This is a genomic window from Fimbriimonadaceae bacterium (assembly GCA_019638775.1).
Taxonomy (GTDB): Bacteria; Armatimonadota; Fimbriimonadia; order Fimbriimonadales; family Fimbriimonadaceae; genus JAHBTD01.
The window spans coordinates 1-21,965 of the sequence record JAHBTD010000006.1 but is presented as its reverse complement, the minus strand read 5'-3'; the positions used below and the strand labels follow the sequence as shown (position 1 = coordinate 21,965).

The 21,965-nt window shown below is 56.3% G+C and carries 22 protein-coding genes; 3 read left to right on the top strand and 19 right to left on the bottom strand.

Annotated elements, in window-relative coordinates:
* Positions 1-89: 89 nt before the first annotated feature.
* From KF784_16050 to KF784_15960, 19 genes are all read right to left on the bottom strand, one after another.
* Positions 90-689: a DUF1579 domain-containing protein gene (locus KF784_16050; protein MBX3120572.1), complete on the bottom strand. Its 600-nt coding sequence runs from the start codon at positions 687-689 to the stop codon at positions 90-92.
* Between the two features lie 103 nt (positions 690-792).
* A complete protein-coding gene (locus KF784_16045) occupies positions 793-1,152 on the bottom strand; it encodes a DUF1428 domain-containing protein (GenBank protein ID MBX3120571.1) in 360 nt (119 codons plus the stop codon).
* Between the two features lie 83 nt (positions 1,153-1,235).
* Positions 1,236-1,661 carry a YciI family protein gene (locus KF784_16040; GenBank protein MBX3120570.1) on the bottom strand — a complete coding sequence of 142 codons (426 nt, stop codon included), beginning with the start codon at positions 1,659-1,661 and terminating at the stop codon, positions 1,236-1,238.
* Positions 1,662-1,743: 82 nt separating this feature from the next.
* Positions 1,744-2,181, bottom strand: a complete 438-nt coding sequence (locus KF784_16035; protein MBX3120569.1) for a VOC family protein — start codon at positions 2,179-2,181, stop codon at positions 1,744-1,746.
* 120 nt (positions 2,182-2,301) lie between these two features.
* Entirely contained in the window at positions 2,302-2,754 is a 453-nt protein-coding gene (locus tag KF784_16030; GenBank protein ID MBX3120568.1) for a DUF2214 family protein, read from the bottom strand.
* A gap of 131 nt (positions 2,755-2,885) precedes the next feature.
* Positions 2,886-3,263: a VOC family protein gene (locus tag KF784_16025; protein ID MBX3120567.1), complete on the bottom strand. Its 378-nt coding sequence runs from the start codon at positions 3,261-3,263 to the stop codon at positions 2,886-2,888.
* An 82-nt stretch (positions 3,264-3,345) separates the two neighbouring features.
* Complete coding sequence (locus tag KF784_16020; GenBank protein MBX3120566.1) at positions 3,346-4,263, bottom strand: alkene reductase; 918 nt, start codon at positions 4,261-4,263, stop codon at positions 3,346-3,348.
* A complete protein-coding gene (locus KF784_16015) occupies positions 4,191-4,517 on the bottom strand; it encodes a hypothetical protein (protein ID MBX3120565.1) in 327 nt (108 codons plus the stop codon). The genes KF784_16020 and KF784_16015 overlap by 73 nt, the downstream gene beginning before the upstream one ends.
* Positions 4,518-4,634: 117 nt before the next feature.
* On the bottom strand, positions 4,635-5,492 hold the full coding sequence (locus tag KF784_16010; GenBank protein MBX3120564.1) for an NmrA/HSCARG family protein: 858 nt from the start codon (positions 5,490-5,492) through the stop codon (positions 4,635-4,637).
* 71 nt (positions 5,493-5,563) lie between these two features.
* Entirely contained in the window at positions 5,564-7,000 is a 1,437-nt protein-coding gene (locus KF784_16005) for an efflux transporter outer membrane subunit (protein ID MBX3120563.1), read from the bottom strand.
* 11 nt (positions 7,001-7,011) lie between these two features.
* Positions 7,012-7,317, bottom strand: a complete 306-nt coding sequence (locus KF784_16000) for a hypothetical protein (GenBank protein MBX3120562.1) — start codon at positions 7,315-7,317, stop codon at positions 7,012-7,014.
* Positions 7,318-7,341: 24 nt separating this feature from the next.
* Positions 7,342-10,437: an efflux RND transporter permease subunit gene (locus KF784_15995; GenBank protein MBX3120561.1), complete on the bottom strand. Its 3,096-nt coding sequence runs from the start codon at positions 10,435-10,437 to the stop codon at positions 7,342-7,344.
* A gap of 37 nt (positions 10,438-10,474) precedes the next feature.
* Positions 10,475-11,605 (bottom strand): efflux RND transporter periplasmic adaptor subunit, encoded by a 1,131-nt coding sequence (locus KF784_15990; GenBank protein MBX3120560.1) that lies wholly within the window; start codon positions 11,603-11,605, stop codon positions 10,475-10,477.
* Between the two features lie 320 nt (positions 11,606-11,925).
* A complete protein-coding gene (locus KF784_15985; GenBank protein MBX3120559.1) occupies positions 11,926-12,945 on the bottom strand; it encodes an MFS transporter in 1,020 nt (339 codons plus the stop codon).
* Between the two features lie 5 nt (positions 12,946-12,950).
* Positions 12,951-14,039, bottom strand: a complete 1,089-nt coding sequence (locus tag KF784_15980; GenBank protein ID MBX3120558.1) for an IS630 family transposase — start codon at positions 14,037-14,039, stop codon at positions 12,951-12,953.
* Between the two features lie 47 nt (positions 14,040-14,086).
* On the bottom strand, positions 14,087-14,272 hold the full coding sequence (locus KF784_15975; protein ID MBX3120557.1) for a hypothetical protein: 186 nt from the start codon (positions 14,270-14,272) through the stop codon (positions 14,087-14,089).
* Positions 14,273-14,422: 150 nt separating this feature from the next.
* Positions 14,423-17,014, bottom strand: coding sequence for a sigma 54-interacting transcriptional regulator (locus tag KF784_15970; GenBank protein ID MBX3120556.1), 2,592 nt, complete (start codon positions 17,012-17,014; stop codon positions 14,423-14,425).
* 135 nt (positions 17,015-17,149) lie between these two features.
* A complete protein-coding gene (locus KF784_15965; protein ID MBX3120555.1) occupies positions 17,150-17,527 on the bottom strand; it encodes a hypothetical protein in 378 nt (125 codons plus the stop codon).
* Between the two features lie 89 nt (positions 17,528-17,616).
* The gene (locus KF784_15960) at positions 17,617-18,303 is read right to left on the bottom strand and encodes a class I SAM-dependent methyltransferase (GenBank protein MBX3120554.1); all 687 of its coding nucleotides are present in this window, start codon (positions 18,301-18,303) and stop codon (positions 17,617-17,619) included.
* A gap of 175 nt (positions 18,304-18,478) precedes the next feature.
* Between KF784_15960 and KF784_15955 the strand changes: the two genes are divergently transcribed.
* The 3 genes from KF784_15955 to KF784_15945 all read left to right on the top strand — a co-directional run bounded on the left by KF784_15955 (position 18,479) and on the right by KF784_15945 (position 21,412).
* Positions 18,479-19,414, top strand: coding sequence for a LysR family transcriptional regulator (locus tag KF784_15955; GenBank protein ID MBX3120553.1), 936 nt, complete (start codon positions 18,479-18,481; stop codon positions 19,412-19,414).
* An 18-nt stretch (positions 19,415-19,432) separates the two neighbouring features.
* Positions 19,433-20,149 (top strand): carbonic anhydrase, encoded by a 717-nt coding sequence (locus KF784_15950; protein ID MBX3120552.1) that lies wholly within the window; start codon positions 19,433-19,435, stop codon positions 20,147-20,149.
* 330 nt (positions 20,150-20,479) lie between these two features.
* A complete protein-coding gene (locus KF784_15945) occupies positions 20,480-21,412 on the top strand; it encodes a hypothetical protein (GenBank protein ID MBX3120551.1) in 933 nt (310 codons plus the stop codon).
* The last annotated feature ends 553 nt before the right edge of the window (positions 21,413-21,965 follow it).

The following is a 21,965-nucleotide window of genomic DNA, read 5'->3' as shown; positions in this document are numbered from 1 at the left end:
CTACAGGATTCACGATATGAGCGAAAGACACACGGCTGCTCCTTGATCCTGATGCCATGTGCCGTCCATAAATTGTTCTGAATTTCCGATTACTGTTTTCTGGTATAGACGATCTCCAAGAACTTCATTTCCTTTTCCTTGCCATGGGCGCCGTACATTTCGAACACAGGGTTGTCGGCGTCGGCGATCTTCCAGACCGCACGATGAGACATCTTCCCGCCACCAGGCATGGGATGTGAGCCTCGCAGTGTAATGGTCTTCCCGTCGGCGCTGGCCGTGCCTTCCATGAAGAAAATGCCGGTCCCCATCGTATCGATCCAGGCGGTTACATATTTCTTGGTCAGATTGTCATACCCGTCGATGCCGACTCCCGAGAAGGGCTGCCCCATCATCTGACCGTCGTACTCTTGGAAGAGAAACCGTCCGTCGAGCAACATCTTCATCTCGGCGGTGCCTGTGGATTCCATCGGCGGCTTGCCCGGCTCCATCCATTCCTTGGTTTGCGTCGTCCAACTGCCGGCGAGGCCGGTGAATAGTTTGTGGGGCTCACCGGGATGCGCTAGTTTCTTCCAGACCTCCATCATTGCTTGCGGGTCCATGGCTTTCTCATGCTTTTTCTCTTTCGCGAAAGCCGGTGCGACGGTCAGCATGATGCACAATGTGGTCGCTGCCAAGGGTCTCAACTGCATGGTAGCCTCCTTCTGGTTAAGTTTTGAACGAGACTGCATTCGCTACTATCGATAACCGGTTGCATCGGTCGATTTCCCAGCATCATGCCGGTTCATGAAGCAGCTAGGCGCCGACTAGGATCTTAAATCCGCCGTAGACCATACGTTTATGATCAAATGGCATGTCCTTTGGATCGCACATGTCATGGATACGCGGATCTTTCATCACTTTGGCATTGACCCGGTCGCGGTGCGCCCGCGACTTGAACACAATGTACGCGAAGATGACCGTCTCGCCGGCTTTGACCTTGGCATGTTTCGGAAACGGTACGCCCATCTTCGTTGTGAGATCGTCGCCGACACACTCTTTGTAGTCGAGGGCGCCGTGCTCGCGCCAGAGCTTCGCCGCTTGCTGCGCGAGGCGTCGATATGCTTTCAGGTTTTTCTTTGGAACGGGCAGAACGTATCCATCGACGTATCCCATATGATCATCCTTTCTTATTATCCTGCCGTACGTTTGAGATTGGGCGCCCATTAGCATAGTCCCGGACTTTGAGCGAGACGTCCCTACTTCTTTTTGGCCGTCTCTGTCCGCAATCGTTCTTCTTGCGCCCGCAGTTCCGGCGTGAACTCGGCGCCGAAGTCGTCCGCTTCGAAGACTTGACGAATTTCGATCTCCGATTCTCCAGGCATGGGGTTGGGGCAGCGTTTGACCCATTCGATCGCCTCTTCCTTCGACTTGCACTGCCAGAGCCAATAGCCGGCAATAAGCTCTTTGGTTTCGGCAAAGGGACCGTCGATCACGGTGCGCTTGTTTCCAGAAAATCTGACGCGTGCACCCTTCGAACTCGGCTGGAGCCCTTCACCTGCAAGCATTACCCCCGCCTTCACCAGTTCTTCGTTGTATTTGCCCATTTCGGTCAGCAGTTGTGTGCTCGGCATGACACCCGCTTCCGACTCTTTTGTCGCCTTCACAATGACCATGAATCGCATCGTCAATCTCCTTCTTTTTGAGTTTTTGTGGATATCGCGCAACAGTCGAACAAACGCACCTAATCCACGGTCTCCGGTCAGACTACTGGCTCTCATAGGCCTGCTTTAGACGAGCGATGTCGATCTTGCTCATCTGTAACATGGCTTGCATGACCCGTCCGGATTTCTCATGATCCTCATCCTGCAGCATTTCTCCTAATATAGACGGAATGATCTGCCAAGAGACGCCGAACTTGTCCTTCAGCCAGCCGCACCGTTGTTTTGTGCCCCCGGAGGAGAGCTTCTCCCACAACTCGTCGACTTCAGCCTGTCTGTCGCAGCTTACGAAGAAGGAGATGGCCTTGGTGAACTTGAACTGCGGACCGCCGTTAAGTGCCATGAGCTTCTGACCGTCAAGGTGAAACGTAGCGGACATTGGTGAAACAGAATCGATCCGCGAATTTTCGAAGATGGAAGTGTAAAACCTCGCGGCCTCTTCCGCTTGACCGTTGAACCATAAGAAGGGTGTGACCTTAGACATGCGTGACTCCTTGGAAAAGATGGTTGCCTGCCTATTAGTCGAATCGAAAGGCTCCAAATCGACATCGGTCTTCATGGCAACGACTCGTTCTGAAGAACATTGTAGTTTCATCAAGATCGGTCATGAAAGCCCTATACCGCGCGCCATGGCGGCTGCGAGAAACGGGATGAACACGACCACGATCATTTCTGCGCGCAACCACCATTGAATACGGTGAACTTCTTCGTCAGACGGAAGAAATTCCGGCTGCGAATGTGTTTGCTTGGTCCATCGGATGAGCTGGAGAGTCGGTGGTATCGAAAGCATGGCCACAATTGCGAAGAGAGCAATCTTAGTCCAGAAGAGGGGATTCAATAGATAAAAAAATGAGCCCTTTGCGCCCCAATAGACTCGGCCGAATCCCACTCCGAGCAGCAATACCGCACTTGCGCCATAGCCTCGGTCTAAGCTTGCCGCCAGACGCAGACTCGAAGCGGTTATCCCCGGTCTGATCACGGCGCTCTGTGCGGCAAGGATGGCAACCAGGGTAAGGACCAGTAAGAAGTGAAAGGCGGAAAGGAGTAAGTCGATCATCGGCCGCACTTTTTCATCCGGATCACAAGCTATTTAGAGTATTGGCGGTACCCAGCGAGCCTCAGGGAATCACTTAAATCCCACGTCCTTCGCTTTTCTGGTTTCTGATCGCTCACGCGGCCATTACACCGCTACGTTATGGTGAGTAGCTCGAGGATATGGCCGTTCGGATCCTGAAAATACACGCCTCGTCCGCCGCCGCGATGGTTGATCTTCATATCGTCCCGCGAGTGAGGTTCGCTCCCATAAGGGATACCTTCCGCCCGAATGCGTCCGAAGATTGCGTCGAACTCCGCTTCACTGACCTTGAAGGCATAGTGATGGATGTCGAACCGTTCATCGTCGAGATCGTCGTCGAAATCAAAAGTGAGCGTGTCATTCATTCGCAGTGGCGCAAAGTACCCGACTTCACCTTCATCGAACGACAATCCGAATATCTTCGCGAAGAACTTCGCCGACTCGACTTTATCCCATGCCGGCACAATGGTGTGATTGAGTTCGATCGTCACGAGCGACCTCGTTGCGCCATATAAGGTGTGTGCATGCAGAGCGTGGTCAATCTCCGGCTCGCTTATTTTGCTTAGCTATCAGCTATGGGCAACAAACGGATTTCATTTCTAAAGAGGGATAGTCGGTATACCCTTTCTCATCACCTCCGTAAAACGTCGCATGATCGGGGAGGTTCAATGAGGTGTTTTGCGCAAAACGCTCCGGCAAGTCCGGGTTAGCTAAAAACAGCCGCCCGAAAGAAATCAGATCGGCGTGACCCTGAGCGAGGTACGCGCTGGCCCGCTCGTAACCAAAGCCTCCGTTAGCGATGTAGGTTCCTCCAAAGGCATCGCGGAACCGCTGAAAATTGATCGTTGGATGTGTGGTCTCTCCATGTTCGTCAGCCTCGACAACGTGCAGATATGCGAGTCCGAGTCGGCCCAGCCGTTGAGCCACAAACTCGAATGTCGTTTGAGGATCCGAATCGTACATGCTGTTAAAGGGATTGACGGGCGACAACCGTACGCCAACTCGGTTGGCTCCCCAGACTTGTGCAACCGCCTCGACTACTTCCATGAGAAAACGAGCACGGTTGGCTACCGATCCGCCGTAGGTATCAGCGCGCCGATTCGTGCCATCACGAAGAAATTGATCGATCAGATAACCGTTGGCTGCATGGATTTCCACTCCGTCAAAGCCTGCGTCGAGCGCATGGATGGCCCCATCCCGAAATTGTGCGATGACTTCCGGAATTTCTTCCAGACCAAGGGCTCGTGGTGTGACGAAAGGTTTTTGGCCTTCATAGGTATAGGCACTACCTTCCGGTCTTATTGCCGATGGTGCGACCGGTAATGCACCATTCGGTTGCAGTGATGGATGTGAAATCCGCCCGACATGCCATAGCTGCAGGAAAATGTGGCCGCCGTTTCGATGCACTTCTTCTGTGATCAACCGCCAGCCTTGTACTTGCTCTGCGTTGTGAATACCGGGGTATAAGGATAGCCCACACCTTGCGGAGATACCTGTGTTCCTTCGGTCACGATGAGGCCGGCCGAAGAACGTTGAGCATAGTAAAGAACATTCATGGGTTGCGGCACGTTGCCATGACCGGCGCGATTCCGCGTCATCGGCGCCATCACCAAACGATTGCGCAGGGTGTAAGGACCAACACGCACTGGAGAAAGCAGATGGTCGTGAGTCTTCATGCGTGGTCCTTCCTTCATACGGTCACGAAAATTCGAGTTGTCCTCAAAATGGATCTGCTTTGACGCCATGGCAGGAGTTTGTGGTATCGGCGTTTCTCAAAAGTCGGAAAATCTCCGCGAAGAACTTCGCCGATTCTACATTGCCCCGCATCTGCACAATGGGTGATTGCGTTGGATAGCGCGAAACTAGGTTTTCGACCAATCGATCGTTCTGCTCCATTCCTGAAAGGTCATCAACGGAATCCCGAACTTCTGCATCAATGCGGGAATGTTGATGGTGTACCCGACCTCGTTGAACCAACGAAACATCGTGGCAATATCGTGTCCCATGGCGGCTTCGACTCGATCCAAAGGAAACTCTTGGAATCGGATCGGTCGTCCCGTCGCTTTGGTCAGGATCGTCGCTGTCTCAGGGATCGTCAACTCATCTCCGGCTAAGTCGATAGCCTGTCCGAGAAAATCATTGGGACGGACGAATGCCGCCGCACCGAATGCGCCGATATCTCTCACCGCCACCATCGCAAGCGTTCTATCAGGCCGCATTGGCATGGTGAGGACGCCATCAGGGGAGGGTTTCGAAAAAGTGGTAAAGTTCTCCATGAAAAAGACGGGGCGCAGAATAGTCGCGGGCAGTCCGATCTTCTCGATATGTTGCTCGACTTTCCATTTGCTTTCGAAGTGCGGAATTCCTGTATGACGATGGGCGCTGCCCACGGAAGTATAGACATAGTGCGAGACCCCGGCTTGTTTCGCCGCATCCGCCAACATCACCCCTTGGCGCACCTCCTCGTCCGTCCCGGCCTCGAATGGAGTTGACATGGCGAAGACCCCTTGCACTCCGCGCAGTGCCGCCTGCAGGTCACCCTGATGAGTCAGGTTCCCTTTGACCACCTCGGCTCCGGCTTTCGCGAGTGCGGCCGCCTTCTCCGGATTCCTCGTCATGACACGAACGTTCTTCCCTTTTTTGAGCAGTGCGTTGGCCACTGCACTTCCTTGCTGTCCTGTCGCTCCGGTCACGAGAATGAGATTCGTCTGAGTCGTCACGCAGCACCTCCATTTGAACTGTCTCGCCGCCGACGAAGGCCGCTACGTCGGCGATGTCTTTCGACGTTCCCTCAGCCCTTCCCGGCTTCGACGACTTTGGCCGTCGGCATCTGTTGAGCGGAATCTTTGGGCGACCAGCCTCCGCCCAAGGCCTTATAGAGTTGCACCACCGAGACGAGATGGAGCCGATGGGTGCTCGTCAACGACAGTTCGGCCTCGAACAAACTACGTTGGGCGATCAACACGTCCAGATAATTGGCGAGTCCGCTCTTGTATCGAAGCGTCGCTTGGCGATGGGCGGACTGGAGAGACTCCACTTGCTCGGCCTGCGCATCCCGCTGCTCTCGGGCGGTCCTCACCGCGACCAAGGCATTCTCCACTTCTCTGAACGCGACCAAAATCGACTGTTCATACTGGGCCAATGCTTGCCGGGCTTGCGCTTCGACGGCGTCCTGCTGGAACCCGAGTGCTTGGGCGTTGAGCAGGGGGCCGGCCAAGCTGGGACCGGCCACGCCGAACGCCGTCTCGTTCGCGATCAGTCGGGAGAACTGCGGACTGGCGACACCTAAAATGCCGGTGATGGTGAGTTTGGGAAACCGGTCCGCCTTGGCGGCGCCGATACGGGCCGTCACGGCCGCCAGCTCTTGTTCGGCCTGTACGAGATCCGGCCTGCGCTGCAGCAACTCCGACGGAAGTCCGACCGGAACGGCGGGAGGCAGGACCTGCTCCGTCAACGAGCGTCCGCGGGGGATCTGACCGGAGCTGTGTCCCACCAGCACGCTGAGTTGGTTTTCTTTCTGCACCATCTGTCGTTCCAACTCGGCGACACGCGCCACTGCGTTGGCTCGCTCCGACATGAATTGATCCAGGTCGAGTTTGGCGATGACGCCTTCCCGTAGGCGCGCCTGCGCGATCCGTACCGACTCCTGCCATGTTTGCAGCGTGCGTTTCCCGATTTCCAGTTGTCGATCGAACTGCAAGAGGTCGAAGTAGGATTCCGCAACACCGCTGACGAGCTGCAAGACCACGGCTCGCCGGGCTTCCTCGCGTGCCAGAAGATCGCCGCGAGCTGCTTCATTGGACCGCCGGATGCGACCCCAGATGTCGAGTTCCCAGGCGAGGTTGCCTTGGAGATAATAGTTGAACGGGTTCGGAAAGCCCGGGAACAGAAATTCTGCCTTCCGTCCCATGATCGGTGCGTTGCCTGTGATGTCGGCCTTTGGAGCAAAGTCCATCCTGGCGACGAATAGACGCGCTTGGAATTCTTCGACAGAGGCGACCGCGCGTTTGAGATCCTTGTTCTCTCGGAGAGCCGTCTGGATCAGATCGTGAAGCGCCTGATCCTGAAGGAGCTCCCACCACGGCAAATTCGCGAAGGACTCACCTTCTGCCTCAGCGCCGGCCATCCTGAATGACGCCGGTGGGGAAAGGTCCGGCCGGGTATAGTCCGGTCCAACGGCGCAGGCGGCCAGGAAGAACGACCCTATGAAGAGACTAAATATGCGCATGACGACTCCGCTCATTTCGTTTCGCATCGGGTGAAGGACAGATCCGGTTGTGACCGGGTGATCTCTTCCACAAGGTGACCGATGCAACATCCTGTTGCAATCAATTGTGCGCCTTCTCGCCACATCTGCTTTAAGAGAAGCTTGCCGTCCTCTCCCACGAAGGTTACGCTCGTGAGATCCACGACAAGAGGGATTCCTTCAGCCGGTTGGGTGGTTCGCCACTCATGCTCGAGTTCACCGACCCAAGGTCCGGTCAGGCTGCCCTCCAGTCTGAGTCGCACCGTATTTCGATTCTTCTCCGAAGTGATCTTCAGCATGGCAAATATCTTTCGAACCTTTCGTCAGTTCTGTGCCGCCACTGTGAGCAGCGCTTCATCATCAGCATCGAGCGCGATCCCTTCAGGCTCAAGATCCGGCTGGTGTTGGGCTGCGATCAACGAGTAGAACACCGGCACAACGAACAGCGTGAAGATCGTGCCGACTGTCATTCCTGAGACCAATACCGTCCCAATACTGTTGCGGGCCGCGGCTCCCGGCCCAGAGGCCAGCACCAAGGGAAGGTGTCCGAACACGGTGGCGGCGGAGGTCATCAGCACCGGCCGCAGCCTGGTCAAGGCCGCTTCACGCACCGCCGCGATCCGTGAGAGGCCGCTCGCCTGCAGTTTGTTGGCGAATTCCACGATCAGGATGCCGTTTTTTGCGATCAATCCCACCAGCGTGATCAGGCCGACTTGCGAGTAAATGTTGATGGTCGTGAAATCTAAGAAACTAAAGATCAGCGCGCCGGAGATTGCGAGCGGCACTGAACCCAACAAGACGATCAACGGGTCGCGGAAGCTCTGGAACTGGGCGGCCAGCACCAAATAGATGAGCACGACGGCGAAGCCCAATGTGACGGTCAGCGCGGCGCTCTCTTGGCGGATCTGTCTCGACTCGCCCGCATAATCGAGCATGACCGGAGGATTGGTCGCCTTCGCCGCAGCCTCTTCCAGCACGCGCAGCCCTTGATCTTTCGTGATGCCGGGCTTGACGCCGCCGAAGATGCGCACGGCGTTGCGCTGTTGAAAACGGTTCAAGGTGCGTGGCGCGGTGCTCGTTTCGATGTGTGTAAACGTCGACACCGGCACCATCTGCCCGCCCGGCGTCTTGATCTTCAAATCAAGCAGGGGACCGACGGTCGAACGGTCCTTGTCTCCGAGCTGCGGGATGACCTTATAGCTTCGATCGAAGTAGTTGAACCGGTTCACGTACGCGCCGCCGAGCATGGTGCCGAGCTCACGGCCGATTCCGGCCAGGTCGAACCCAAGATCGGCAAGCCGCTCTCGATCCAACACCACACGCGCCTCGGGTAAGTCGATCTTCAAGTCGGTGTCTACATACAAGAACATGCCGCTTTGCCACCCAGCGGCCAGGACTGCTCCCGTCGTCTCGAGCAATCGCTCGATCGGCTGGTCGCTCTGCAAGAGTAGTTCGACGTCGTATTGACCGGGCGTCGGCAAAGGCGGATCCAAACGCGGGAAGACTCGCAGGCCCGGCACTTGAGAGACCCGGCCGAACAGCTCGCCGTACATTTGCTCGGTCGAGCGTGTCCGTTCGTGCCAGTCCTTCGCGACTAAGCCGCCGAACCCGCCCCAGGATGTCGTCAGCGACCAGGTGAACTTCGTTTCAGGAAGAGACGTGATGGCCTGGACGACATTCAGATGTTCGCGGTTGCTGGCGGCAACCGTCGAGTCGGGAGCCGCTTCGAAGAACAAGCTGATGTGGCTTTGATCCTCCACCGGCGCGAGTTCTTGGCGCGAAAAGAGATACAGCGGCCAGATTGATATCATTATCAGCAGCGCTGCCGCCACGATGCCCCAACGCATCGTCAGCGCGACATCGAGCAGCCAGGTGTAGATACGGCGCACCTCTTCGAAGCGTCGATTAACAAAGGCAGTCAACCGACCTTCCTTCCCTTGCGGGTGGACGAACCGCGAACTCATGACCGGCGACAGCGTGATGGCGACGACGCCCGACAACACGACCGCCACGGCGAGCGTGATGGCAAACTCCAAGAAGAGCGAGCCGGTCAACCCGCCCTGGAATCCGATCGGGGTGTAGACCGTCGCCAGCGTGATCGTCATGGCAATGATCGGACCGAGCAACTCGCGTGCGCCGACCAGGGCCGCGTCGATCCGCGACTTGCCGAGGCGCACGTGCCGTTCGACGTTCTCCACGACGACGATCGCGTCGTCCACGACCAACCCGACCGACAGGACGATGGCGAGCAGCGTCAGGAGATTGAGGCTGAAGCCGAACGCAACCATGAAGATAGCCGCGCCGATCAGCGACACCGGCATCGCGACAAGGGGGACCAGCGCGGTTCGGACCGAGCCCATAAAGAGGAACACGACGACGGCGACGATCAAGATCGTCTCAGACAATGTCTTCGTGATTTCCGTCAGCGCATTCCGCATGAACATCGTGCCGTCCCACACCAGCTGCATGTCGATGTCGGGGGGCAGCGTCGGCCGAATGCGCTCCATCTCGTCGACCAACCGGTGCTGGACCTCGATTTCATTTACACCCGGTACCGGCCAGATCCCGAGGTACACGCCTTCCGTCTCGTTGTACTTGGCGATCATGTCGGCTTCTTCCGCCTCGCGCTCGACCTTCGCAATATCTTTTAGCCGGACGATGGCCCCGCCTCGGTCGGCGACGATCAGCTCTTCGAACTCGGCGGCGGAGCGCAGATCGGTATTCGCGAGCAGGTTGATCTGAGCGAAGTTTCCCTTGGTCCGCCCGACTGCGGCCAGGTAGTTGTTGTTCCGCAGCGCGTTCTGCACGTCGCCGGGCGACAGATTGAAGGATGCGAGGCGGTCGGGATCGATCCAGATGCGCATGGCGATTTGTCGCCCACCTTCGAAGGTGACTCGCTGGACACCGGCCAGCGTGGCCAGTTGCGGCTGGAGCGTGCGCAGCAGCCAGTCCGTGACGGCCGAGACGCTGCGTTCCGTGGAGGAGAAACTGATATAGAACGAAGCATAAGGCCGATCGGCGCGCTGCAGCTCGATTACCGGCGGTTCCGCTGCAGTCGGCAACTCCGCTCTCACTTGCTGGAGCCGCGCCGTGACTTCAGCTAGGGCTGCCGTGCTGCTGTGGTTCAACTTCAAATGCACGGTCACGGTGCTGGCACCGGCCCGGCTGGTTGACTCCACGTAATCGACGCCGCTGATCGCGGACACGACCCGCTCGATCGGCGTGCTCAAAAATCCGCGAACCGTTTCGGCGCTCGCCCCGTAATAGATCGTCGTGATGATCACGGACGAGCTCTCGATTTGGGGGTACTGCTGCACGGGCAAGGACGTCAGCGCTCGCCAGCCGGCGAGGATGATCACGAGGTTGACGACCACGGCAAGGACCGGATGCTTCACGAAGATATCGGTGAACGATCGCATGGGTATATCCTTATTTCTTCTTCGACTGGTGATCGATTCAGTCTTTGCTGACCGTTTGTGCGTGGGCCTGGTTTTGCGAGGAAGGTTCAGGCGCAATCGCGACGAGCACACCTTCACGCAACTTGAACGACCCCGACGCGGCGATGGTCTCGCCGACGTCGAGGCCGGCGTGAATCACGACCTGATCGCCGACCATCGTGCCGCTTTCCACTTGCCGCACATGCGCTCGACTCTTGTGATCCTGATCCGGCGCGATCACGAATACCTGATCGCCGCCTGGTCCCTTGCGCAACGCGCTGACCGGGATGGCGACAGCTTTACGCGAGAGACCAACGGGAACTCGAACCCGAACCGACGCGCCGGGGGCCAGTATATGGCGCGTATCATCAACCCGCGCCCGCACCACGGCATTCCGAGTCGTCGGATCCACGCGTGCATCGAGCGCGACGATGTTGGCTCTGACGGCGGGGACTTCGCCGGCCGCAAACACCTCGACCGTCTCGCCACTTCGTAAGCCGGCCGCGACCTGCTGGGCCACCGTGAAATCGACATGGACCGCTTCGCCGACGCCCTGTAGCGTTGTGAGCAAGGTCCCTTCGTCCAGGTATTGGCCGGGATGAACATCGGCAATACCCACGCGCGCCCGGAATGGCGCGCGGATGGTCTTCTTGGCAATGATCGCCCCGGTACGGGCAATTTGGGCATGGGCAATGTCCAAGTCGGCACGAGCCCGGTCGACTTCCTCCTGAGTCGTAGCGAGTTCCTGACTGAGATTCTGTCGGCGACTGAGCACCGTTTTGGTAAGAGCGGCCTGGGCTTCCTGCGCCCTGAGGTCGGCTTCTTCGACGGAGACGTCGAGCGCAACCAACAAGGTACCGGCTTCCACGATCTGGCCCGGCGTGAGCCGGACTTCACGGACTGTCCCTGCGAGTTCGTTCTTCAGCATGATCGAACGTAAGGCCAGAACCGTCCCGATAGAGGTGGTGGTCTGGCGATGATCCATCTCGCGTGCGACGGCGACGGTGATGGACTCCATCGGCTCCGGTTGGTTGGCAGAGGCCGCGGCGGAGTCTTGAATGGATTCGTACTTCCAGGCGACTAACCCGATGCCTGTGGATAGTACCAATGCGAGAAGCAGGACTGTTCCGATCCAGTTACGACGATTCATGAGAACGACCCTCCAAAGTGCCTTGACCAAAAATCATGTAGAATTTTTCCTATCACATGTTTAGTTCGAAGGAACAGCAATGACTGTTCCAAGTAGATTCGAGACACAGACAAATCTTGCAACCGACTGATATAAAATAAACTTTCAATGACTTTTACTTTAACTATAGAAAAGAAGATATGCGAGGTGACGAAGTTAATCCGTCGTCCATTCGTCAACTGACGAAATATCGGCGCACACTGCGCTCAAAATCATTGCTCTTTTGGCCAGTAGCCGTTGAGATTCCTTAAGACCCCGTCAGGGCCGAACGTGAGGACTCTTTATTCCAACCCTGGGCGCCGCCGTAGGCCCTGGACTCCCACCGTAACATTTCTCCACCGTTTCCGACTTTCGTTCGATGCTGATGGAAACGCTGCTCTGCGGGCGACCCAGCCGGCGCGCGTATTCCCCAGCAGCGGACCGGTCATATAGGAAATCATCGCGATGCCGGACAGCCGCCCGCGTATACTATTCGGAACTGCATGGTTCCAGATGACACTCCGGAACAATCCGCTGATCATATCGGCGCCTCCGGCCAGGATTAAAAACAGCACGGCCAGCCATGGCACCGGTGCCAGCCCGACACCAATGATGAAGAGTCCCCAACAGGCGGCGGCGATGACCACGACGCGGCCTTGGCGGCGCACACGCCCGCTCCAGCCGCTGAAAAGCATGGCGATCAGGCTACCGATCGCCATCGACGAAAACAATAGTCCGGCGATTCGAGCGCCGCCCCATTGTTCCGCCATGGCAGGAAACAGCGCCACTGGAAATGCGAACAACATTGCGGCGATGTCGATCAGATAGGTGCCGACGAGTTCCGGCTTCGAAACGGCGAATTGTATCCCTGCTGCGGCATCGGCCAGAGGCGAGCGAAGACTGGACTCGGGATCCGGCATCTTGGTCATCAACAGAAGACAGATCACCGCTCCCAGGAAAGACAAGAGATCGAACACATACGCGCCGGTCAGGCCGAAAGCCGCGACAAGTATGCCGCCGAGCAGTGGGCCGACAATGGCGCCGGCCGAAGCCCGAAAGCCGCTCAATGCGCCGACTGCCGCGTAATCAGCCGGTTGAACCATCTTCTGAGTCAACGCTTCCATGGCAGGGGTGTGAAACCCCGTGACAGCTTGGAGTAGGGCGACCAGGACAAAGATGGCGCTCACAGACGGCTGACGTAACAGGCTGTTCAGGAGTAAGAGAAGAACCAGCAGCGCCATGATTAATTCCGACGCCAGCAACAGCTTGCGGCGATTGATGCGGTCGGCATAGGTCCCTCCGAGTAACCCGAATATGAACACCGGACCTAGTGTCCTGTCTCTGAAGTTTGCTGACAAAATCGGGCGACGCTGGCCAGGATTTCATCGGCGGTTTTGGTCCATATGAAGGGTTTGGGGTGCCTGTTGGTCACGGTGATGTACTGCTGGATGGCGGCCTTGAGGGCTCGGACACTGGAGTGAACGCATCGGCGTAGTTGGCGCTCGGTGAGCAGCGCGAACCAGCGTTCCACCAGATTGATCCAGGAGGCGCTGGTGGGGGTGAAGTGCAGATGAAACCGTGGGTGCTTCAACAGCCACCGACGAATCCGAGCGGTTTTATGGGTGCCGTAATTGTCCAGGATCATATGCACGTCCAAGTGGGACGGGACGCTGGCGTCGATCGTGTCGAGGAATTGACGGAATTCAACGGCACGATGTCGTTGATGGAGTTGCCCAATGACCCGGCTCGTTTTGACTTCCAAGGCGGCGAAGAGCGAGGTCGTACCATGACGACGATAGTCATGCGTGCGGCGCTCGACCTGCCCCGGGCGCATCAGCAACAACGGACGTGTACGGTCCAGGGCTTGAATCTGTGCCTTCTCATCGACGCACAAGACCAGCGCTTTGTCCGGAGGATGGAGATAGAGCCCCACAATATCGCGCACCTTCTCGACAAACAGCGGATCGGCCGACAGCTTGAACGTCTCACTCCGATGCGGCTGAAGGCCAAAGGCTCGCCAAATACGATGCACGGTACTCCGGCTCACTCCGCTCCGCTGCGCCATGGCGCGGGTGCTCCAGTGGGTCGCGTGGGTCGGTGTCGTCTTCAAGGTCTGAGTGACAATCCGTTCCACTTCCACGTCGGTCACCCTGCGTGGCGCGCCGGGGCGCGGTTCATCCAGCAGCCCATCGAGGCGGTGGGTCACAAAGCGCTGCCGCCATTTACAGACGGTTTGCTGCGCCACACGCACATCCCGAGCCACGGCGGTATTCGTCTGCCCCGCGGCACAGGCCAGAATCATCCGGGCTCGCTGCGCCAAGGCCTGAGCGGTTTTCGGGCGACGTGTCCATTGCTGTAGGGTCTCTCGTTCGGTCATCGTCAAAATCAGCGGAGCGGTTGGTCGTCCTGTTCGCATGGTGTCCTCCCTAGAACACCAGCGGTGCACAACTTATTCCATGAACTTCAGAGACAGGACACTAGTTGCGCGACACCCAATGCACCTACGAGGGCGGTCGAATGCGTCAGTTGATACACCTGATACGAGACGGCCATATAGCTGACCATCGTGCCGAGATAGGAGATCATCTGACCGATGAAGAGGAGACGAAAATCGGCATACTTCTTCAGAGGAGCGATATCGATCAACATCGGCGTCCCGCAACTGAATGATCAACGATGCGCCAACCGGCGTGAGCCGCCGGTCCGCCCCCCGCGTGATGGACGAGATGAAGGCTTTGTCGGACGCCGCGTCTTGAGAGAGTTTTCAAGGTCTCCATACGCTCCTGTCACAGGTCGGCATTACCGAGGACGGGCAATCCCGAGCTTTTGCATTTTGGATTGGAGGGTAGTCCGTTTCATGCCGAGCTTTGCCGCGGCACCAGCGGCCCCACCGATGATCCAGCTCGACTCGCGCAGGGTTCTGAGAATATGTTCGCGCTCGGCCTGTTCGAGGGTGACAGCCGCGGAATTCTCCACGTGGTTCTGCGTCGGTTTCAATTCAGCCAGCGACACGTAGAGGTCCGATCCATGCGTCAGGATGACGGCGCGTTCGACGAAGTTTTCCAGCTCGCGCACGTTCCCGGGCCATGAATAATTCTGCAGCGCCTTCATAGCCTCGGATGGAATCGTTTCGATGTGTTTCTTCATCCGTTGGGCGAATTTCTGAGCGAAGTGCCGGATCAACAACGGAATATCATCCGGACGCTCCCGAAGCGGCGGGAGGGTGACCGGGAAAACCTTGAGCCGGTAGTAAAGATCGCTGCGAAACTTCTGCTCTTCCACCATTTTAGCGAGGTCCCGATTCGTGGCCGCGACGACCCGCACACTCGTACGAATGGTGCGAGTGCCACCCAGCCGTTCGAATTCCTGCTCCTGGAGCACCCGGAGGAGCTTGACTTGGAGTTCTAGGGGAATTTCTCCCACTTCGTCGAGGAAAAGCGTTCCTCGGTCGGCCAATTCAAACCGGCCGACCTTGGTCGCAATCGCACCGGTAAAGGCCCCCTTTTCGTGTCCGAACAATTCGCTTTCGAGCAGGCCGGTCGGGATCGCAGCGCAATTTAGTTTTACGAACGTGCGTTCCCGTCGGTTGCTCAGATAGTGGAGCGCTCGGGCGACGAGCTCTTTCCCGCTGCCGGTTTCACCCAGGATCAAGACCGTGGAGTCCGTGGGGGCGACCGTCTCGACCTGCTTGAGGACTTGCTTGAGCGCCCGGCTCTCGCCGATAATTTCTTCAAAGTTGTAGTCCGTCTGAATTTCTTCTTCAAGGTACAGTTTTTCTTCCGTTAACTTATCCTTCAGCTGCGCAATTTGCTTATAGGCCAAGGCGTTCTCGACGGCGATGGCGACTTGCTTCGCGACCTGGCTGAGCAACTCCACGTCCTCCGACATAAAGCCGTCGTCTCTTCGTCGACCCACGTTCAATGCACCGAGCGTGCGTTTGTGCGCAAGGAGCGGGAGAGAGCAGAACGATTTCACGCCACGGTCAAGGAGGTCTTGCGCGCAAGGCGAAGAGTTTGCCATCTCTTTCAGATCCTGTTCTCTAAACAGCGCGGCTTTACCCGTGTTGATCGCGAGACAGGACGGAGACTCCGTACTCTCTTCAATTGTTCCTTCTTCAACGAAACTTTCGTTGTTCTGAAAATCCAACACATGAATACGCCACTTCCCGGTCTCCTCGTCGCAAAGCAGCAGACTGGACCCGTCGTGCTGAATCACTTTTCTCAAGCACTCACTGACGGCCATGAACAAGTCGTTGAGATCAAGATGGGTGATGACGGCGTTGTTCACTTCAAGCAGCAACCGTTGATGGTCTCGCTCACGTGTAAGTTGCGATTGAGTGGACTGCGCACGTTCATAGTTCAGCGCGTTCTCGACGGCGATGGCGACTTGCTTCGCGGCTTGGTGCATGAATTCGATCTCGGACGCTTCATAGATTCGGCGCTCCAGACTGCCGAATCCCAGGGCGCCGAGGCGTTGGTTCGCGGTGGTCAGCGGCACGACGCAGAAAGACTGCACGCCGTTCTCCCGCAGCAACGTGATCAATTTGGGGAAGCGGCGCTCATTTTCAATGTCAGGCACGGTCAAGGGTTTCTGCGTTTTCCAGACGAGACCTCCGGGGGATTCCTCCATCGGCAATTCGAGTCCCTGCTTGATCGTAACGGGTATCGACGTGACCAACAATCGGAGGCGCATGACTTCCTTGGCCGGATCATGCAGTACGATGTTGATGTAGTCGAAGGGGACGATGCTGGGAAGCCGTTGCGCGAGGTCGTGCAGCAGGCGGTCCACGTCATAGTGTAAAGCGATGGATTCCGTGACCTCCAGCAGAAGGCGCAATCGATCCCGATCGTGGATCAGTTCCTGATGGTGCAGGACGTTGTCGACCGCCACTGCGACCTGCTTCCCGACCTGATGGAGAAATTCCACGTCCAATTCGCTATACGCTTCCTTCCGCAGGCTCGAAAATCCCATGGCTCCCAGTCGCCGCACGGCGGTGGTCAGGGGGACGACGCAAAGCGAATTGATGCCGTCCTCCTTCATACGTTGAACGACCTTGGGCCAACGATGTTCGTCGGCAAGGTTGGGCACGAGGATCGGCTGCTGTGTGAGAAAAACCAAGCCGGCGGGAGTCTCATCGAGAGGCTCCTCATGGCCGCCCGCGAACTCAGCCGGCACGTTCGCTTGAATGGTCTGGAGGCGAATGTGGTTGCGTGTCGGGTCGTGCAAGGAGAGGGACGCGAAGTTCACATGTACCACCCGGGGGAGGCGCTGGACTAAATCGCGAAAGAGTTTGTGCAGGTCGCAGTGTACAGAGATCGCTTCCGCAACCTCCAATAGTGCCCGGTGCCGCTCGGTCAGTGCGCTATCCGGCGATGCAAAAGTGGGATCCATAGTTTCAGCGTAGTATGACGTATCGGATTGTCGCGGCTCAATAGGGGCATTCCACCGGCTTCCTGGGGGGCGGTAGCCTTGCCATTGGCTTGGTGAGAGAATCAAGAGGCCATGACTGCACCGGATATTATGAAGTCATGGTTGCTTCGCTTCGCCCGGCAGACCGGTGATCTCTCTTAGCGGCCTGACTTCGACTGTTCCAATACGAGCGCCGGGTATCAGCTTGGCGATACGAACGGCGTCATCACGATCCTGGGCTTCGATGAGAAAGTAGCCGGCGAGTTGCTCTTTTGTCTCGGCGAACGGTCCATCGGTTACCGTTGCCTTTCCGTTGCGCACCCGAACGACGATTCCTGTCGACTCAGGCTGCAACGGGGAGGCATGAACGTATTGCCTCTTGCCGTCGAGCCGGTGGCAGAGCTGGATTGATTCCTCGAGCATTTCCTTCCGCTTTACTTCTGTGATCTTGTTAAACGTGTCCTCATTATGATGGACCAGCAACAGATATTTCATGAGTGACCCTCCCATGACATAGGATGAGATGAAATCGAAGGCTGATTCCCGGATCGCTTCAACTGTTTCAGCGAAAGCGTCATCTACGTTTACGTTTTTTGGGCGTACCAAGCCCGGATGAGCAATGACTGGAAGAACGGGATCGGCATCGGCAACCCGCTGTTCAGGAACAGATGTTCGGTCGAGGCGGGCGGCAACACCGCGACGTCTTCTTGTAATGTTTTTAGGATATTTGCCACCCGTTCTTCCGATGCGCCCGCTACCCTGTGGAGGGTTTTCCATTTTTCACCGATGTCCGGAAACTCCACTGCCGACAGATCGTAGCTAATTTCTGCATGGATCACATAGCCAGCCACCTTTAACCGTGCCGCCATTCTGTTGAAAAGGGCCTGTCGCTCTTGGCTATCTTTTAGGAAATGAGCCACGAGCAGACAGAGAATTGCGTCAAACTGTTCGATCTTCGGCAGGTCCGACAGATATCCATGATACAACTCGCAACGAGTCAGAAGCCCGCTCTGCTGCAGGCGCTTCCGGCAGACATCGAGCATCGATGCGGAGGGATCGATCCCGGTAAACCGCCAATAAGGAAACGCTTGCGCTAATTCCAATATTTCCGTCCCGGTTCCGACTCCGACGCAGAGAATATGTGCGTCGGAGGGAAGGTCTTTCAGGATCAAGCGTATCAAGAAATGCAGGTTATCGATGATCGGGGCGATCGGTTTGATACGTTGATCATAGGTCTCCGAAGCCTGTTTATCAAAAAACTCCTTCGCCATTTTGTTCTCTTGTGACATTTCCCCATCCTCGTAAAACTCGGCGTTCCACGCTCCTCCCGAATCTCCATCATGTAATCCCTTCTAATTCTTACCGCGTTGCGATAGTAGCATGGATGCTGACTTCGATCGTTCCTCATTTATTGATCTATTGATACTGAAAAGGTAATAGTGCAGCATGGACGTTGGCAAGTTGAAGGCATTCATCGTTGTTGCAGAGGAACTCAACTTTAGAAAAAGCGCTGAGATTCTCGGGATGTCTCAGCCGCCACTTACGAGACTTATTGCTTCGTTGGAACATGAACTGGACACCAAGTTGTTTGAAAGAACTACGAGACGCGTCCGGTTGACTGGAGCGGGCGTTCTGCTTCTGAGAGAAGCACGGGAGATTGCGTCGGCTATTTCAAGGATTGAATCGGATATCCGTGCCGTCGGGAAAAAGACGACCGGCATCCTTAAGATTGGATTTTCGAGGGCGGCATTTATGGCTCGCTTCCCTGCGGTTATTGACGAGTTTCAAGTTCGTTTCCCAAAAATCACGCTGGATCTTCGAGAGAAAACGAGTAAAGAAATCGTCAAGCTCGTAAAGAATGGGTGTCTTGATGTGGGCTTTGTGGAAGGAGTGATCTACGACCCCGAGATCGAAAGCCATGAGGTCGATTCAGAAAATTTGGGTGTTCTTCTTCCCAAAAAACATCCGCTATCAACACGAAAGGAAATTCAGCTTTCCGACCTGAAGGATGACACGATCATTCTTCATCACCGAGAAGAGGTCGCGGAATGGCATGACAGAGTCGCCCGTCTGATCAAAGGGATGACACGGAGGCCGAAGATTTACATTAAAGGCGATGGAGAATGTTGTCCAATTCTCGTGGCGACAGGAAGAGGGGTTGCATTAACCATCGCTGGATCTCAAAACATTGCCTCTCATCACACTCGATTTGTTCCGATTAGGGACATGTTCTTGCCCGTACGAGTCTTTTGGAAAAGAGAAAACCAAAATCCTTACTTACGAACGTTTGTAAGTTTCACCATTGAAAAGAGATCGGTTCTTCCTCAGAAGACAGAATGCTTGGTGTTGTCGAACGAAAAGGATGTTGAACCTGACTGCTGATTTTGAGGGAGGCATGTCATGCAAGTTCCGAAACCGGTGTCTCGGCGTGAGTTCATGCGGCTTTCCGGACTAGCGGTTGGCGCGACCGGTCTCGCCCTTTCGACGATGGGACGGGCAGCCGATCTACCGACAGGAGGACGGGATGCGGATACGGTGCTGGCTCAATTGCTCGAGGGGAACAAACGGTTCATGAAGGGGGATCTTGCCCACCCTCGCCGGAAACCGGAGGATTTCGTGCCACTGGCGGAGGGTCAGGCTCCACTTACCGCGATCGTCTGCTGTGCGGACTCACGCGTTGCCCCTGAACTAATTTTCGATCAAGGCGTGGGAGACCTATTCGTGGTCCGCGTGGCCGGAAACGTCATCACCGGCGCGGGCGATTCCGTGAAGGGAAGCATCGAGTATGCGGTTGCGGAACTCGACGTACGGCTGATCCTGGTGCTGGGTCATAGCCAGTGCGGCGCGGTCAAGGCTGCCATCAAGCACATTGATGCCAAAGACACCCTGCCGGGTTCCATCGGCGGTCTTGTCGATCTGATTAGGCCGGCCGTGGCAGTGGTGAAGAATAAGCAGGGCAACATACTCGATAACGCCATCAAAGCCAACGTTGAGCGGGGTGTGGAGCGGCTCAAGCGTCTGGAGCCGATCCTGGCCGGTTCGGTAAAGAAGGGAACGCTGAAGGTCGTCGGCGCCGTCTACGACTTACACAGTGGCAAGGTCACGGCGTTTGGATGATGAGTCCGTGGGGCGAATAGGCTCCAAACATTGACCTACGATCGTCAACTGTTTGTCTTAGACCATCGGTGATCAAGAACGAATCGATCGCGCGAGTGTGATTCATTGGTCTCGCTACTTATTGGATTTATCGATAGGCGGAGTTATTGAGCGAATGCCCATCGGGGTTTCACTGAAAAAATACTTTCATGAATAGCGTGCCGAATCAGTCGTTGCACTGGTTCCGGCCTGCGACATCGGCTTTGAGAGCCTGCAGTTCACTCACGCGGGTTGAGCCGGTGGTGGAGCTCATGGTTCGAGACGTGAGGCCGTTCGACGAAGGAGAGCAATGTGGGTCTTAATCGTCCTGCGGACGGCGCCGAGTTCCCATTTGCCGACACTGATAAAATCCGGGTGGATGTGCGTTCAGAGACGGATCGGCTCGCGACGGTTGTGATGTGCTGGGCGAACCCTTACACGATCGACTTGATGGCTATACTGTCCTTGTTTGAATCATCCGTCAGGAAACAACTCCGTCATAATTTCTGGTCCACTTATGATTGGCGCCGTGTTCGTGTGCAGCAAGAGTGCTTGGCACAACGGTTGCGGGAGTATGGGGTGGAAGTCCTCCTACTAGAGAATATTGGAGGTATCTGCAGCCAGCACTACACTCGGGACATTGGGTTTTCCGTCGACGATGTGTTCTTCGTGGCTCGTATGGGGAGCCGTTACCGGCGGTCGGAGGTCCGAGCCCTGGGTCCGCTGCTACCCCGACTGTCGAGGGTGATGTGGCTGGAGCGCGGACGTATCGAGGGCGGCGATGTTATGGTGTGGGGCGAAAAGGTTCTCGTCGGGCTTGGCGAGGCCACGGACCTGGCGGGAATAGAGGAACTCCGCCGCCGGCTTGTCCAGCTCGGCAGTCCACGGGAGGTCCTGCCGCTCCACTTTCCCCACCAAGGCGTGATTCACCTCGACACGAAGTTCAATGTGGTCGGAGAATCTATTGCCGTATTTGCTCGCCATAGTTTTGCAGGGGAAACCCTTCGCTGGTTCGAGCGGCACTTCGACCTCATCGATGCGACAGAGGACGAGGTCCGGGGACTTGGAATAAACGCGCTGACGATTGGAAATGGTAACGTAATACTGGACGAGCGATGCGAACGACTGGCTGGCGAGTTAACCCGACGGGGGCTGGTGCCGATTCCGATCGACTACTCGGAAGTCACGCAATGGCCAGGCGCATTCAGATGTACAACCTTGCCTCTTCGGCGCATTCACGAATAAAGGGTCTCAGGCGGATGTTGATCCAGATACTGATTCACTCAATGCCCCCGTGTATCATGAGGCAGGTCACTCGGTTGATGGGGTGGGCCAAAGATCAATAGACCTCTCATCTGACTTTTTGAAAAGAAGCGTGCCGTTTATGGCGAGGTTCTGAACAAGACCGCAGCGAGGTTGGTCATATTTATCATTTGCCCGAGGTAAAAGGACCGTCGACGATGGAGTGGACGGGGTTCCTCGGGTGAATAAGTGAATAAGATGTTGCCAGCATAATAGGTTCAAACAGTGTTTGTTTTTGTGGTTCTCCACATCGCGAAGTCCTCTGTCAATTGACCAACATAGTTGAAGTTTATCCACTTATTAAGGTAGGAGGTCATCCATGGCAGGCAAGGTGAACGCGATCCCGAAGGGCTATGAAGGCGCGATGCCGTATCTCATTGTTAAAGATGCCACTCGTGCGCTGGAGTTTTATCAGAAGGCGTTCGGCGCGACGGAAATAAACTGGACCCCGATGTCAAGACAGAATTCCCCCGAGTTTAAGCTGCGTCCATTGCTT